14 protein-coding genes are annotated in these 14,598 nt (G+C 42.4%); 8 read left to right on the forward strand and 6 right to left on the reverse strand.

Features of this window, described 5'->3' with window-relative positions; genetic code table 11:
• Positions 1-34 precede the first annotated feature (34 nt).
• Together Q4549_RS21685 and gmtX are read left to right on the forward strand one after the other, a co-directional pair.
• The gene (locus Q4549_RS21685; RefSeq protein WP_303557281.1) at positions 35-3,706 is read left to right on the forward strand and encodes a VPA1269 family protein; all 3,672 of its coding nucleotides are present in this window, start codon (positions 35-37) and stop codon (positions 3,704-3,706) included.
• Positions 3,703-4,413, forward strand: coding sequence for a gamma-mobile-trio protein GmtX (gmtX, locus tag Q4549_RS21690; protein ID WP_303553277.1), 711 nt, complete (start codon positions 3,703-3,705; stop codon positions 4,411-4,413). The genes Q4549_RS21685 and gmtX overlap by 4 nt, the downstream gene beginning before the upstream one ends.
• Positions 4,414-4,767: 354 nt before the next feature.
• On the opposite strand, the gene Q4549_RS21695 is transcribed toward gmtX, so the two are convergent.
• Both Q4549_RS21695 and Q4549_RS21700 read right to left on the reverse strand, forming a co-directional pair.
• Positions 4,768-5,958: a hypothetical protein gene (locus Q4549_RS21695; protein WP_303553279.1), complete on the reverse strand. Its 1,191-nt coding sequence runs from the start codon at positions 5,956-5,958 to the stop codon at positions 4,768-4,770.
• Positions 5,959-6,170: 212 nt separating this feature from the next.
• A complete protein-coding gene (locus Q4549_RS21700) occupies positions 6,171-6,482 on the reverse strand; it encodes a helix-turn-helix domain-containing protein (protein ID WP_256471411.1) in 312 nt (103 codons plus the stop codon).
• A 235-nt stretch (positions 6,483-6,717) separates the two neighbouring features.
• Between Q4549_RS21700 and Q4549_RS21705 the strand changes: the two genes are divergently transcribed.
• Both Q4549_RS21705 and Q4549_RS21710 read left to right on the forward strand, forming a co-directional pair.
• Complete coding sequence (locus Q4549_RS21705) at positions 6,718-7,248, forward strand: hypothetical protein (RefSeq protein WP_303553280.1); 531 nt, start codon at positions 6,718-6,720, stop codon at positions 7,246-7,248.
• Complete coding sequence (locus Q4549_RS21710; RefSeq protein ID WP_303553281.1) at positions 7,248-8,633, forward strand: DEAD/DEAH box helicase; 1,386 nt, start codon at positions 7,248-7,250, stop codon at positions 8,631-8,633. Before Q4549_RS21705 ends, Q4549_RS21710 begins: the two co-directional genes overlap by 1 nt.
• 49 nt (positions 8,634-8,682) lie before the next feature.
• On the opposite strand, the gene Q4549_RS21715 is transcribed toward Q4549_RS21710, so the two are convergent.
• Both Q4549_RS21715 and Q4549_RS21720 read right to left on the reverse strand, forming a co-directional pair.
• A complete protein-coding gene (locus Q4549_RS21715) occupies positions 8,683-8,994 on the reverse strand; it encodes a HipA N-terminal domain-containing protein (RefSeq protein WP_303557284.1) in 312 nt (103 codons plus the stop codon).
• Positions 8,979-9,296 (reverse strand): helix-turn-helix domain-containing protein, encoded by a 318-nt coding sequence (locus Q4549_RS21720; RefSeq protein WP_303553283.1) that lies wholly within the window; start codon positions 9,294-9,296, stop codon positions 8,979-8,981. Before Q4549_RS21720 ends, Q4549_RS21715 begins: the two co-directional genes overlap by 16 nt.
• 194 nt (positions 9,297-9,490) lie before the next feature.
• Between Q4549_RS21720 and Q4549_RS21725 the strand changes: the two genes are divergently transcribed.
• Both Q4549_RS21725 and Q4549_RS21730 read left to right on the forward strand, forming a co-directional pair.
• Positions 9,491-9,928 carry a hypothetical protein gene (locus Q4549_RS21725; RefSeq protein ID WP_303553284.1) on the forward strand — a complete coding sequence of 146 codons (438 nt, stop codon included), beginning with the start codon at positions 9,491-9,493 and terminating at the stop codon, positions 9,926-9,928.
• 318 nt (positions 9,929-10,246) lie between these two features.
• Entirely contained in the window at positions 10,247-10,771 is a 525-nt protein-coding gene (locus Q4549_RS21730; RefSeq protein ID WP_303553285.1) for a hypothetical protein, read from the forward strand.
• A 98-nt stretch (positions 10,772-10,869) separates the two neighbouring features.
• Here Q4549_RS21730 and Q4549_RS21735 read toward each other — a convergent pair whose 3' ends face one another.
• The gene (locus Q4549_RS21735) at positions 10,870-11,652 is read right to left on the reverse strand and encodes a hypothetical protein (RefSeq protein ID WP_303553286.1); all 783 of its coding nucleotides are present in this window, start codon (positions 11,650-11,652) and stop codon (positions 10,870-10,872) included.
• 209 nt (positions 11,653-11,861) lie between these two features.
• Entirely contained in the window at positions 11,862-12,671 is an 810-nt protein-coding gene (locus Q4549_RS21740; protein ID WP_303553287.1) for an endonuclease/exonuclease/phosphatase family protein, read from the reverse strand.
• A gap of 354 nt (positions 12,672-13,025) precedes the next feature.
• Between Q4549_RS21740 and Q4549_RS21745 the strand changes: the two genes are divergently transcribed.
• Both Q4549_RS21745 and Q4549_RS21750 read left to right on the forward strand, forming a co-directional pair.
• Positions 13,026-13,424 carry a group I intron-associated PD-(D/E)XK endonuclease gene (locus tag Q4549_RS21745; protein ID WP_303553288.1) on the forward strand — a complete coding sequence of 133 codons (399 nt, stop codon included), beginning with the start codon at positions 13,026-13,028 and terminating at the stop codon, positions 13,422-13,424.
• A gap of 477 nt (positions 13,425-13,901) precedes the next feature.
• Positions 13,902-14,598 (forward strand): leucine-rich repeat domain-containing protein (locus tag Q4549_RS21750; RefSeq protein ID WP_303553289.1); only part of this gene is annotated, 697 nt, incomplete at its 3' end.

A 14,598-nucleotide genomic window follows, 5' to 3' on the forward strand; every position in this document is an offset into this window, starting at 1 on the left:
AATGCAGCAACACCCAAAATGGTCAAAAGTCCCTGTGACTAAGCGCTACCAACTGGCACGCCAGCAAGACCCGCGTTTGCCTGCATCTCCCCAAAAGACTTTTGGCAATGACTGGCTGGGCTTGCCCGCCGCCTTCGGGGAAGAGAGCATAAAACGCTATGAAACCGTTGAGCAAGTGATGGCTGCCCTGGCTGAACTAATGCAGCAACACCCAAAATGGTCAAAAGTCCCTGTGACTAAGCGCTACCAACTGGCACGCCAGCAAGACCCGCGTTTGCCTGCATCTCCCCAACTGACTTTTGGCAATGACTGGCCGGGCTTGCCCGCCGCCTTCGGGGAAGAGAGCGTAAAACGCTATGAAACTGTTGAGCAGGTGATGGCTGCCCTGGCTGAACTAATGCAGCAACACCCAAACTGGTCAGAAATCCTAGCAACTAGGCGATACCAACTAGCCTGCCAGCACGACAGCACACTTCCAAAAGATCCATCCTGCATAAAAGGTTGGGATGGAATGTCTCAATTGTTTAAGCCCAAAGTGCGATACCCTGATATTAAAAGCGCATTTTTCGCCGTAAAAAAAATTCTCACAAAAGACCAATGGAATGAAACAGGATATAACTCCATTCGACAATTAGATCCACTATTGCCAGAATATCCGCCCAGCTACTACTTTGGGGAGTGGCGAACCTGGGAGCATGCGTTTGGTTTTGATAATGGCTACTACAAATCATTAGGAGAAGCACAACAAGCAGCCTTGAACGTAGCAAAAGCGCACAACATTCAGACTAATAGTTTAGGATATCCACTTTGTCGAAAATATGACCCTCGTCTCCCTCCTAGACTTGAAAAGCTGAACGGGTGGAAAGGCTACCGCCATTTCTGGGATCCCAAAGCTAAGAGCTATTATAAAACTGTCGAAGCGGCTCGCAAATCCGCTCTCAAATTAGGACTACTTTCTTCAGATAAATACGACAAAAACCACACTGCCGATCCTAGGCTACCACCTCACCCAAAACGTTTTTACAAGCTAGCAAGCTACAAAGCGTTCATTGAATTTGAACATTGGGATGCTGAGCGCGTACATCGTTACAATTGTGAGAATAAAATAGATACTTTTAAAAAATACAAAACGCATGCAAGAGAGCACCCCTACTTGCTCGTTCATTACGATCGAATTAAAGGCTATGATAAAAATAAACCTTTCTTGGACAAACAATCTAAACTTTTTGATTGGCTTATATCAGCTGGATTGGAGCTTTGGAGTGAGCTAGCGAAAGCCTGGTGCAAAAGCGGTACAGCTATTGCTGAACGCAAAAGGATCATAAATGCATACCTACTGTTCGCCAAAACGCAGCTTACAGTTTCTCCTCACCAATTTTTCGACCGCTACCACAAAGTTCCCGACCTGGATGAGTTTGTAACAACATTAGCCAAGAGCAACCAAAACCAATCAGCGGCCAATCGAGTGATAGAATTTCTTGAATATGTGCGTAAAGAAGTTTTATTTGAACCCGATGAAGAAACTGGTGAATTAATCAAAATCGTCGAAGGTGATTATCGTCACCCCTATAAAAACTCAGTAGTTCAAAACAGCCATTATCCAAAGCTAGCCGAGTCCGACAAACCACTATTGCCTTACGTTTATATTGACCGAGCAATGAATTGGCTTCTTTCAGGTGATATCAGTAAGAAAAGTCAACAGTCCAGCAAGAGTCAGAACCCTCGAAGCAGCTATTTTAAGCAACTGAAAAATGCCCAAACCCTGTTTGATAAAGATTGGTTTGACGTACCGCACTCGCTTATCGACGAGTCCGATCCCAACTGTGTTTGGCGAATAAAAGATACCAAAGATAAAGAAACCAATCCCAAATACCAGATCTGGTCGCCAGTCAATACGCTTGCTTTATTTACTCTACTCAGGGTGCCATTGCGCGGCATTCAAATTTCTTATTTAGATAGCGGAGAAGGCGACAGTGATAAGTTAATTGAAAAGGAAGGAAAATTAGTCTGGACTAAAAACGACGACAAATTGGCCGGGACAACGCAGGCCCAAGGTGTATTCCGCCGAGTACAAAGCAGCAAAGATAGTCTATTGAATATGTGGGTGACTACCAACAAAACGGGCCGGATTGAAGGAGGCTACGAGGCCCCTTACTTCCCCGAAGATTTGGCCAGATGGCTGATCCGGCTGCGCGACTGGCAGACCAAGTATAACCCCTTAGAAGCGCCAACCGCTTGGTCAGATATCGCCATGCACACCGATACGGACCCAAAGCTACTCAAACGACGCGGCAAACAATGTTTCCTATTTCGCGATCCGAGGAACAGAGCTAAACGCAAAAACAACCCAGCAGGCAGTCAGCCCACTAGAAGCCGAAGCTCCTTTAGTGAACCGCTGCCCAAACTACTCTATTACATCCAAGATGAGAGCTTACCGCTGACTACGCTAATCGGCACCGGCTCAGCGATGACCCACTATAAATCTATTTACACACCGCACTCATTGCGCGTTAGCCAGATTTCCTCGTTGATTTTTGACGCTAACATCTCACCAGTCGTTGTCGCCAAAATAGTGGGACATGCCAATATCGTTATGACAATCTACTATGCCAAATTAGATGGTGATTACCGAATACAGATGCTCGCCGAAGCAGAAAAGCGCCAATTGGCTGCTGCCCAAGAGCGCCTAGCGGATAAACTACTCGCTGGAGAGCCGATCCCGTTCACGGAGCTTGTTTGCAGCGAAGCCAATCCAATCCACAGCCCTGACTGGCCACGAGCCTCAATGCAATTTTTCGATTTTGGGATCTGCCCTGTAGCATGCGGCCGCTGCAATGATGGAGGTGACCCCTTAACTACAGCCAAAAACGTCAGTTATACTCCAGTTCAGCCAGGCTTTCTTGGCAACAAAAACTGTTTTCAATGCCGATTTTTTATTACGGGCCCTGTATTTATAGCTGGATTACAAACCAAATTTCAGGAGATAGGCGCAGGACTCATTAAACACAATGAACTGTTGGAAGATCTACAGTGCCAAATAGATACCCTAGATGATCAAATCTATGATCGCGGTAAGGTTGGCGGTTCAGTAACGATGTTAGAGCGCAAAATCAAAAGTCTGACCGATAACCACAGCAAGATGGAATCCCTCAGAGTGTTGTACCGAGCGGACCAAGTAATGCTCCTACGCCTTACTGAAGACAGTATGGATCTTCTCAACAAAGGAGCAACACAACAACACGAAGATACCGATAAATTGTCGCTGATCTTAAACAGACCCAAGGGCCAAAAAATGGCAGTTGAGATCGACGAAGTTAGCGAACTTCGCATCTTAGGCGAAGTGTGCGAAAACGCCGATATTTTTATTAGTGGCAACGACGGAGATGCCTTAATCCGTCGTAATCAACTTTTCGATAAGTTACTCGACGACAATGGTATTCCCCCTACTTTCTTCAAACTATCTAAAACCGCGCAGCGACAACTTGGCAATCAAGTGCAAAGTTTGTTACTCAGTCGCCTGAATGGTTGGAACAATTTGGACGGTTGGACCAATCTAGACAAGGCGATCTCGGGGGAGCTCCACCTTTCAGACTTTGTTACAAAACATCAGCCTACCAACATCACTCAAGAAATCATCGCACTGCTTGATAAAAGAAAGCAGAAAAGCTTAAAGGACAAAATAAGTACGCTGGAGGTGCAAAAATGAGTAACGAATTAATGCCACAAAATATCATTGCAAAAAGTGACTCTGCTGAACCGGAGCAAGTATTTGAACAGTTGCTAACAAGCTGTAAATCAAAACGTTCTAGAGCATCGTTAACCACAATAAATGATATCTGTAAGGAGTTGGCAAAAGGTACCCAGAATTTTCGCGTGAACAATGTAGGTAAGATATCGGCACTAAATGACGGTCCAACTTGCGCAGCAATCCGCAACAAAAACGGACATCGTTATCAATTACTGATTGACGCTTATAGAAAAAAATATTCTCACACCCACACCACAAGTCCAACCGAAGCCTCCAGTTCCAAGCGAGGAAAATGGATAACTGCCATTAGCGATCCCGGTGTTCGGGCTCAAGCAAGAATCATGATGAATGAACTCCGGCGACTAGAACGTTACAACAGCCTTTTAATTCAGCAAGCAGAGAAGCCAACCATGGTATTTCACGCCGACATAGACTCTCAAGAGTTCTTGGCGGATGCACCGTTAGCCTCTCTTGGCCAACAGCCTAGAGTACAGCTCACGACACAAGAATTAAGAGCAGTATCAAACGCAATAGACCCAGAACACCTAAAGCCTCTTGGCCTTCATATTGGGGAAAGAGGTGAACTTAATGATGAAACAAACAGGAAAATCTTTGGGAACGGGTTTATTGATGCACTTAAAAAACTGTTGGCAAGCCAAAACTGATGTTCCACCCAACCAGACAAGTCATCGATCAAAGCAAGCATAAAAAAATTGAACTGACCAAGCTTTTAAATGCCTACAATTCGCAGCACTTTTAAGAAAATAATACATAAATATAAACTGCATCATGCATTACGAATAAAATCAATTGAGGCTGACTAAACTGGTAAGTCCTGAGAAAGCTAGACACTCTCGATGGTGAAGGTGTGTCTCACCGGGTTACTTTTTCCTTTTACTGACCATTATCACTAAAACACAATTGGACAAAAGCATCTTAGAAGCCTTTTATGGTTTCACTAAATTTGCATAATCTAACGTATCGAGAAGGGGCAAAAGTCCACGGGAACATCCATCTTTTTATCCATCTGAATTGCATGTTTTCTTTTGTGACTCAGCAACCACGGACTTGTTAAATTTTATATATCTATGTATTTGATCAAAAATCAAGAAACCTATTAGTGATTCCTTCATACCAATTGCTGATTCGTCTATGGCTCCGTGAGAAACTGAATTTCTGCTGGCAGGGTTAGTATCACTGTGTGGGTCATAGTTGTGAAAAAACGTGTTAGTTAAGAAAGTACTGAATTGTTCGGGGAAATAGCGTGAGAATGAATATGACCGATTAGATATATTTTGGCCAATATGTTTAGAGAGACGTTTTTGATCCTGCCCTTTTTTTTCAGGATTAGACATTAGGAAATCATCCCTAAGAGCAGACTCTAGTCTTGGGTATAGCAAATGAACGGCAGTATCATAGTCTCCTTGATTATGAAACTTTAATGCTTTTTCAACTCTTCCCTTATGCTTTGCTAAAGAGGTATCGGTGTTAGAAAATATACTATCCAACCACTGTTGATGGTCTAAGCTGAACCCTTTATTTATATCTTCTAGAATATGTGAATAATCCCAATCATAAATAATGTGCTGTATTAATGATTTTTGTTGTTCATATGTTGTGAAGGCAAATGGGAACCAACCAGATGAGGTGACTTTTACCCAGTCATCTTCAGATACGTCATAGGTCTCATAGAATAATGCTCTACTATATCCATAACTCAAAAAATCCGTAACAGAGTAATCAATTTCTCTCTTATTCTCATTCTCCAGAAGTGGCCCAAAATCATAGTAAAAGACTCGATCCCAGCCCTGATCAAGCAAGGCCAAATAGGCGCAATCTTTTGGGAACTCAATTCCTTCAAACGATACTTCTTGAACATGCAATATGTCATTTAAACGGATAGGCTCTCCTTTTTCTATTTCACCGACTCTGCCTACTGATATTTTGGCAAGTACATCGGATTCGTTTATGTAGACCTTTGCTTCCAGTTCATTGTTTATAATAGCGACAAATGTCTTAATCGTGTGAGGTTGATATGAAGTCGGCAACTTGCTTAGGATGGTATCAAGAGATTTAACTTTTCGTATAAATTCCCGACCTTCAGATTGGACTGTCAAACCTCTGTACTCAATCGCAGCTTTATCTCCTGGCTTAGCAGGGGCAACTGCATACCCTACAGGCCTCTCGTCCAACTTAATCTTATACATCATAGCCTCAATTAATTCTTAAGTAATTTGTCTATATACTATTACGTTTCCATAGACACTACATGTATAAGAAAAATTTGGTCAAATGATAGTTTTTTGAAGTGAGACATCGAGCAATCGCAACTCACTTTGGGGCATAAATGAGTTAGTGTAACCAGTCAGAACAGATCGCACCTTGCGAAGTAAAGTGACAGATTGAGTCCGGAACAATCCACTTAAGTCGAATCCAAGTCTTTTTTTAGATTCTCTATTAATACGTCTTTTTTTGCATCACTGAGTGCTTCGAGCAAACATACTAGTTGAGCACTTTTTTCTGACTCACAAAAGAAGTAGGCCACCGGCACACCTAGCTCGTCGGCCATTCGCTTTAAGGTTGTGTAATCAGGAGTATGCTTCCCTTTCTCGTAGTGATTCATCCGAGCACTAGCTGTTCCTGGTTCCATACCGAGCTTAATGCCAAGCGCCTTTTGACTGATACCCATAGCGGTTCTAGCCTGCTTAAGCCTAAGTGGTAGCGGAGTTGTAATTTTGTCGGCCAAGGTGATGTCATTGATGATCCTAAGATAACTAAGATTGTCTTAGTTTTTTAACATAAGGTATACTAAGGAATCCTTAGCCTTTTGCTTGAAATTGTCAAGAGCTAGGAGTTTTTAAACAAAGGAACGCTGTAATCCCTGATGTTGGTCACTGCGCGTTTAGTAGGTTTTTCAAGAAAAGTAATTTGGTTGGTGTGAGTTATTCATGGTTCGTATAGATAGTGTGTTGTACAAAACGTTAATAGATGAAAAGTTTCAGCAGTTTACAGTTAGCCAGCTAAAAACGGCTTACCAAGAGGAATACAGAGAAGAAACGAATAAAAATGCGAGCCAAATGGTCCACCGAACTTTACGCCGTTTGATAGCCAATGAGTTGCTGACTAAACAGCATGATAATGGCAAACTTGTTTATCTTAAGACCTCAAAATTCAGCCCCAAACTATTAAGCCCCAAACTATTAAGCCCCAGCAAGCCGAAGCAAGTAACTAAATCAGCCGTTCAGCCACTTATAGAAAGTGGGCTCAATCATAAAACTTCAGCGCAACTTGATGCTTTACAGTCAACCTTGAATCAATATCAAGTCAACTTACTAAGTAGCATTGGAGAGGCTGAAGAGTTTAAGCGTTTATGTGATTCAATACCGCAAGCTAGAGCAAGGCTATATCCTCGCTATATGACGGCACGCAATCACAGCTCTACGTTAACGGGAAAAATAAAAGCACTGGAAGCAGGAATAGCTGAGCTGAAGTCACTGTGATGCAACTACGCCAATGGCAATCGAAATGCATTAAGCGCGCTCTAAAGCTCTACACCCAACAAAATCACTTTATGTGCTTAGCCACGCCTGGAGCAGGTAAAACCGTAATGGCAGCAGAGTTGGCTCGCCATTTACTGGACGCAGGAAAAATCGATTTTATACTGTGCTTTTCACCATCAACTGAAGTGAACGAAGGAATTAGAGCTACTTTTTCAAAACGCTTAAACAAACGATTTGACGGTTTAATCGGTTCAGTAGGCAACGCTTACACCTACCAATCTATGTCATCGCTTAATAGTGATTTTTGGCAGTTGCTTAACACTCATAGAGTCATGGTGATTATGGATGAGGTGCATCATCTAAAAGGCCATGAATTTGTGACCTCAAACGCTTGGGGAGAAGAAGTTTTAGTTAATATTCAAGACAAGGCAACCTTCACTCTAGCATTATCTGGCACACCATGGCGCTCAGACAAAGCGCCCATTGTTTTGTCTCGCTTTACTGAACCGGATAATACTCTCCACTGTGATTTCACCTATGGATTGGAGAAAGCTATCGCTGACGGTGTTTGCCGTACGCCAAATATCGCCTTAATCGACAACGACAACATTCATCTTAATGAAGGCGATGAGCGTAGTGTATTTCATTCGTTTTCTTCCTTGCTGGCCGGCTCTTCATTAAGTTACTCAGCCTTACTCCATCACCCGCAGGTGATGCTGTATGTCCTCAAGCTGGGAGTGAGTAAACTCACAGAAATTAGAACGTTTAATCAAAAAGCAGGGGGGCTTATCGTTGCTTCGTCGATTGCTCATGCGAAACAGTTACTCAGTTATTTAGTTAATGACTTGGCACAATCTGCTTGCCTTGTAACCTCATACATGAAAAACCCTTCGGAAACAATCGAGCAATTCAGGCATAACAACACGCAATGGATTGTCAGTGTAGGGATGATTGCTGAAGGCACTGATATTCCTAGGCTACAAGTATGTTGCCACCTCAGCCGTATAAAAACAGAAATGCACTACCGGCAAGTTCTTGGCCGAATATTGCGTGTTGATGGTTCACCAAACCAAGCAGCATGGTTATTTACCCTTGCAGAGCCAAGCCTAAGTGACTTTGCACAACGTATTGACCTAGATTTACCAGAAACCACTGTGGTATTTGAACAGCAGAATACTGAAACGATTGATGTTTCCCTCCCAACTAAAAAGCATCAAATAGAAAACCCTCTCAACAACGAATCTGTTGGTACCGAAAGCCTAGAGCTAGACCAATCAAAAGTGAGAAAACCAGTTACTAAACCAAGAGGCATGGAAGAAGAAAACAACTACAACCTAACGTTACTTGGCGGTTTTAAAGAGCAAATAGTGCAGTTGTTTGGGTGAGCATGGCTACTTACGATTCACCCATCCGTTTTTCAAAAACAAAGATGAATCACTTAACAGCTCTCTCTAAGGTGACTGCACCAATGAGGTCTTTACCGTTAGCAATCAACATTCCTAATTGATCTCGTTCGTCGATATGTTGTAGTTTTGAGTACTGCTCAAGCAACCAACCTTCTGGAGCCAGTCCCTTAAAATAGGGAAACAGTGTTGGACTGCTGAAGCGCTTCTTTCTTACAGGGAGGCTAAACGATACGGCTTGACCTTGATAATGCTCAACATATTCAAAGGTAAAGCCTTCATCTGACTCAGTGAGGACCCCAGCCAGTCCCCCATACATATAGACCTTTACTTTTCTATCCATATATTGACCCCTAGCTCTCGTGCAATAGTAAGCACATTTTGTAATGTCGCTTTATCAGGCTCACGCAGTACACGCCTTAGCGTAGATGCAGGAATACCGGTTTGCATTTCGAGTTCGGCAACCGTCACTTTTTCTGACTTACGCTGCTCTACAAAAAGCTCAGTCAAATTTGCCCGTTCGAGTAATAGTAAATCGTCCGGTTGTTTTTGCCGACTGGCTATTTCATCCACAAGCTCTTTAAGTTCAAGAGAAAGTTTCTCCACTTTAAGATAAGTATTGGCTAGTTTAGGTCGCTCATTCATAGTCTATATATGGCTTTTTTTGTGGTTTTTCTTTAGTTACAACCACTTTTGAATGCTTTTAGGTCTTTGTCAACTAAATTTGGAAATTTTGGCTGGTTACCTTTAAAATTTAGCCATATTTGGTCTTTGGTTAACGCTGTATAGCTATATCGTTCGTAACTATAATCAAAGTGTACAAGCTAATCGGTATCATTATGAATAAAAGCTCAAAGTTAGCCGCTCCTGTACTCTCGAAAATGGAGCGCAATGAAACGAAATATCCTCTCGCAACGGTCGATGAGGCATTACAGTTATTGGATAGAGGAATCGTTAAAGAGGATGCTCTAAGTGTCATTAGCAAACTGACTGCTGACGAGAAGCTATTTGTATTCAAATTTGATTCGCAGTTAAGAATACCAGCTTTCCAGTTTACTCAAGAACAAGGTATTCACGCCTCCATCCCCACCTTGGTTAAGTATTTTGGGCATGTATCCGACAGCGCGACATACCACTGGTTCACGACTTACAATGAAGACTTAGAAGCAGCGCCAGCTGATTGCTTAGCTGAAAATGACAAGTTCGAGAAACTCATTGATTTAGCGGGCTTGTTTGTAAACTCCACAACCTTTCGCTCAGTAAGCGATGCGAGATAGTGGCTGCATAAAAAGCTCGGTAGTGTAGTGAGTTTAAGCCAGCTAATTGGTGTACGCACTTCACCTGATTGAATTACCGTTCAGACAAATGAGTAGGTTGCTAAAAAAATCTACTTGATGTCGTATCAAGCTAGGGCACGATGCTAAAGGGGATTACCAATGGCTGAGATTTTTGATGTGATAAGTGCATTAGATAAGTATAATCAGCTGTCTGATTTGGAGCTGTAAAATACGTAATAAAAAGCACAAAGTTTACGAGTTAAAGCTCGCTCTTTTGCTTGGTGTTAGAATTTCTTAGATTAAGGAGATAAGCTTAGCATGGAACTAAAGATGTACCATGGTTCGATGAATGCCAATATTGATATGTTCTATCCATTCTCACACTTCGGGAGTAAGTTCGCTGCCACTGAGGCGGCATTTAGGAGAGTTCATTTTAATGAGGTTGGAACTCCTACACTTTACAAAGTCTCTATCCGCCTTCCCGATGAAGCAACTATCGAAATACCTGACTGGACAAGTCCTCGCCCAAGAAATTTGGCATTAGCATTATCCAAACACTTTGCTGATGAACGAAGTGTTACATTCGCTGGTTTAGCGAAGAATATTTCAATTAGCGAAGCTTCTGACAAATCAATGAGACCGGCATTGTTCGAGAGGATTTCTCAAGTACTACTACCCACAGTAAAGGGTATTTACTACAAGAACCGTCATGAGGGTGAAGCAAACGAGATATCACTATGTTTAGCTTGCGTACAATGTGTATCGAGTTCTGAAATTGTAGACTTTGCCCCTAACGATGTTGAAAAAGTAAAGGCTATTCTCAAGGAAAAGCACCCAAGGTAATCGTAATACTCACTAACCGCACAACCTTAGATTATAAACATTAAAGTAGGTGTCTCACCTGTAAGGTTTAAGGACTCATAACAAACTAATGGTTGCAGTTAAGAGCCATGTTTCCTTTTGGCATATTCAATCAAGTCCTTTAGGTTTTCATCGCTCAAACCAAGCTCTTTAAAAGCGGAGGAAAACTCTACGGAAGTAAAACTACTTGGTATAAAGCTCTCCTCCCCTCTAGCAAAATCAAATAACGAGTTAACACGTACCTTGAGTTCAGCTAGTGAGTATAAGCAAGATTTCTGATAACCAAGATTACTAGGGCCTTCACTAGATAGAGCTTTTGTTCGAGCATCATGGATTTGTAATAACATCAATATTTTGGCCAAATAATCTGCCACATTTGGGGGCGAAAATTTTATGCATTCCTTGAAAACAGGGATATACAACTCTGAATTAGATGGTACTTTTTCAATCAAAGACTTTTTTTTAGCCTTTCTATCTTTCGAGGCTCGATAAGCCTCTGTAAGAATGGGTGCACAACTCACCAAATACTCACACAAATCACTAAGCGCTTGTGGCAAAAATGCCTTTGAAGCAATGAATTCCCGCTCTTGCTGTTTAGCTACATGATAACGAGAGATGTTAAAAGCAATAATACTAGAGCCAAAAGCTAGCATTCCTACGTTAAGGGCTTGCCAAGAGTACCAAACCTTTTGAACATATCGCCAACTCCAATTTCCGTCCCAGAATGGCAATATAAACATTGAGTACAAATACACAGTAAAAAACAAAACACTTAATATGTTAACTGCGCGAATCAGGTTTTCAATATTAAACAACACCTTGATTGCTTTCCACTTACTTACAAACCACGTCCCAATTTTCAAATTTCTCACCATTTCAAATAGATAAGTATTAGTCTAGCAATGTAAAGCTTGTATAGCGGAATTAATCAATCTAGTGCGCTTCACCAACTCCACTTAACCGTGCCGTCATATTGTTTGGTAAACGCCTTATTTTGCCTAATTTCAATATCAAGGTCTCCAGGGCCCTTGCTGCGTAAAATGAATGCTTAGCAAACTTATTGTAGTAATAGCTATCCCCCGAGATGAATCCATACAGGTAGGTGATCTGAAATGTATCTTGCATCTTTCAGCGTTTCATAACTTGACGTGAAATCAATAATGCCCGCATCACACACTTCAACATGCTCTGTAAATACATTGTCATAAGGGTGATTAAGGTGTTCACCGTCCTTGCGCTTCATCTTCAATGAAGTCTTGCCTCGAATATGACTCTTCATTCCAATACTCCGCAGAGTATCGAACGCCTCATGGTCAAAACCTAAGTTGAAATCACCCAGTACTATTGCTCGGGCATCCTTTACTAAAGGGAATAGAGTAGGCAATTGTACAATTTCTTTCTCGGGGCCTTTATTTTTAGGTACTGCGTGAAAGCTAGCTATAGCTATTCGTTCACCGCCGATATAGAAGGTCTGAAGATAAGGTTCTCTGTCTACGTTGTCACTAAGCACAGCACTGAGACCATTCTCTGGAGTATCTACGCGGTCTACCTTCGAGTATCTCCAGAAGTAAGTGTATCGCTCCGTCCCTACTCCGGTGGTCTTATCGCTGGTCACAGCCATCCAATCCTTATTTTCTTTCTGGAGTGCAACTAAGAGCTTATCGACAGCATCTGGACCACCGCTCCCCGCCACAACTTCTTGGACTGCGACTATGTCACTATTTGCTAAAATCTTCGCAATCACTGCAATTTCTGCGTCGTTCTTAGACTGACCTAAATCTCGAATGTTCCAAGATGTCAGTTTGATTGGTTTCTCACAGCCTACAGCAGACGCCACTGTGGATACGACACCTAACAAGATAGCTAACAGGACGTTTTTCATGCTTCCTCCTTGATACACGAAATGTAGTGACACAATAAATCTGACCACCTAAATTATAAGGGATATGATCGCGACCGTCAGGAGGGAAACTTATGCAAAAACTTCCCACACATCACCTTGCGCTTCAACTAAATCCATTGTAACTTATAATTTAATCGATTCACGGCAAAACTGTCTGATAGTAGTATTAATGGCATAGCCCCAAAAATAGGGAATGCTTAGGTAGGCAACCTTTACTACTCGATACTCGCTAAGCGGTATAGTGATATTAAATTGGGGGTAGGCTAAACAGCAGCCCGGTTCGCACTCAAAAAGCCCTAGTTGACGTGCGGCATCAATTTAAATCGGACGCTAATGATGCCTATTAGACACACTTCACCAAACCAAACCTCTCTAAAACATTACAAAAGCCTTTCTTATGAAACCTTAGCTGCTAGCTGGTTACTAAATGACGGATGGGATGTTTTTATGCCCATGATAGATCACGGTCAAAAAACAGATTTTGTCATTTCTGATGGGCATGAATTTTATCGTATACAAATAAAAACCCTCGAAACCCATGACGAGAATATAAACGTTGAAAACAAATGGGGCGATACACATATCGACTATGTAATTTACTTCTCTCGCTCCGGCAGCTGGGGGTACATAACGCCACCTTTTAACCAAAGAAAGAAAAGACTAAGCTCACCAGATCATATTCGAATTCATCAACACCCCAGTAACTTTGTCAAAGCGTTTAGAAAGATTTAGCGGGTAGATTTTGGATATGATTAAAACAAGCACTTTAAGATAAAATGCAAACAATCGCAGTCTCCCGCTGATGTTGAGCTGCAATATGTTGAGAACCTAGAAGGTGTCTAGGATTCTCAGGCCTTACCACTTAGCTTGGCCGCTATGTCGCTGGCCGTTGCTCCCAAACCTAACTATCGCTGCTTTGCATAGAAAGCTAAGGTTAACTGGTGATAAAAATGGTTCAATCTTACTAGGTGAGCAGCGCTTCATACTGCCTCCGGTCGCATGGACAGAAAAAGTTAGAAATAGCTCGTTAGCGCTCCTCTATTGGGCGGTTGTTAACTTTTTCTGTCGAAAAGAATCACAACCAAAGTCACAAGAAAATAAGTTAATTGACTTAAATAGTACTAAAAGGTTGTTTTGCGCTTTGAATAGCCTCGTTATACCAGTATGTTTTAGTGAGCCGGACTGTTAAGAAGGAGCGGTATAGTGTTTATGGAGACTGCAAAAAAGCGCATAGAAAAGTGCAGATTAGACAACTCCACTTCGCTAGATTTAGATGGCCTTTTTTTAACCTTATTACCACCAGAGATATGCCAGCTAAAGCAATTAACTGAGCTGCGTTGCTCTTACAACCAACTGCAAAGCTTGGTGGGCATTGGGGAGCTGAAGCATTTAACTGAGCTGCGTTGCTATGGCAACCAACTGCAAAGCTTGGCGGGCATTGAGGGGCTGGAGCATTTAACTGAGCTGCGTTGCTATGGCAACCAACTGCAAAGCTTGGCGGGTATTGAGGGGCTGGCGCTATTAACTATGCTGGATTGCTCTGACAACCCACTGCAAAGCTTGGCGGGTATTGAGGGGCTGGAGCAGTTAACTAAGCTGCGTTGCTATGGCAATCAACTGCAAAGCTTGGCGAGTATTGAGGGGCTGGAGCAGTTAACTGAGTTGCGTTGCTATGGCAACGAACTGCAAAGCTTGGCGGGCATCGAGGGGCTGGAGTATTTAACTGAGCTGCGTTGCTCTGGTAACCCACTGCAAAGCTTGGCGGGCATTGAGGGGCTGGAGCAATTAACTAAACTAGATTGCTCTCATAGTCCACTGAAAAGCTTGGTGGGCATCGAGGGGCTGGAGTATTTAACTGAGCTGCGTTGCTCTGGTAACCCACTGCAAAGCTTGGCGGGCATTGAGG

This window comes from Agarivorans sp. 2_MG-2023, assembly GCF_030548085.1.
GTDB lineage: Bacteria > Pseudomonadota > Gammaproteobacteria > Enterobacterales > Celerinatantimonadaceae > Agarivorans.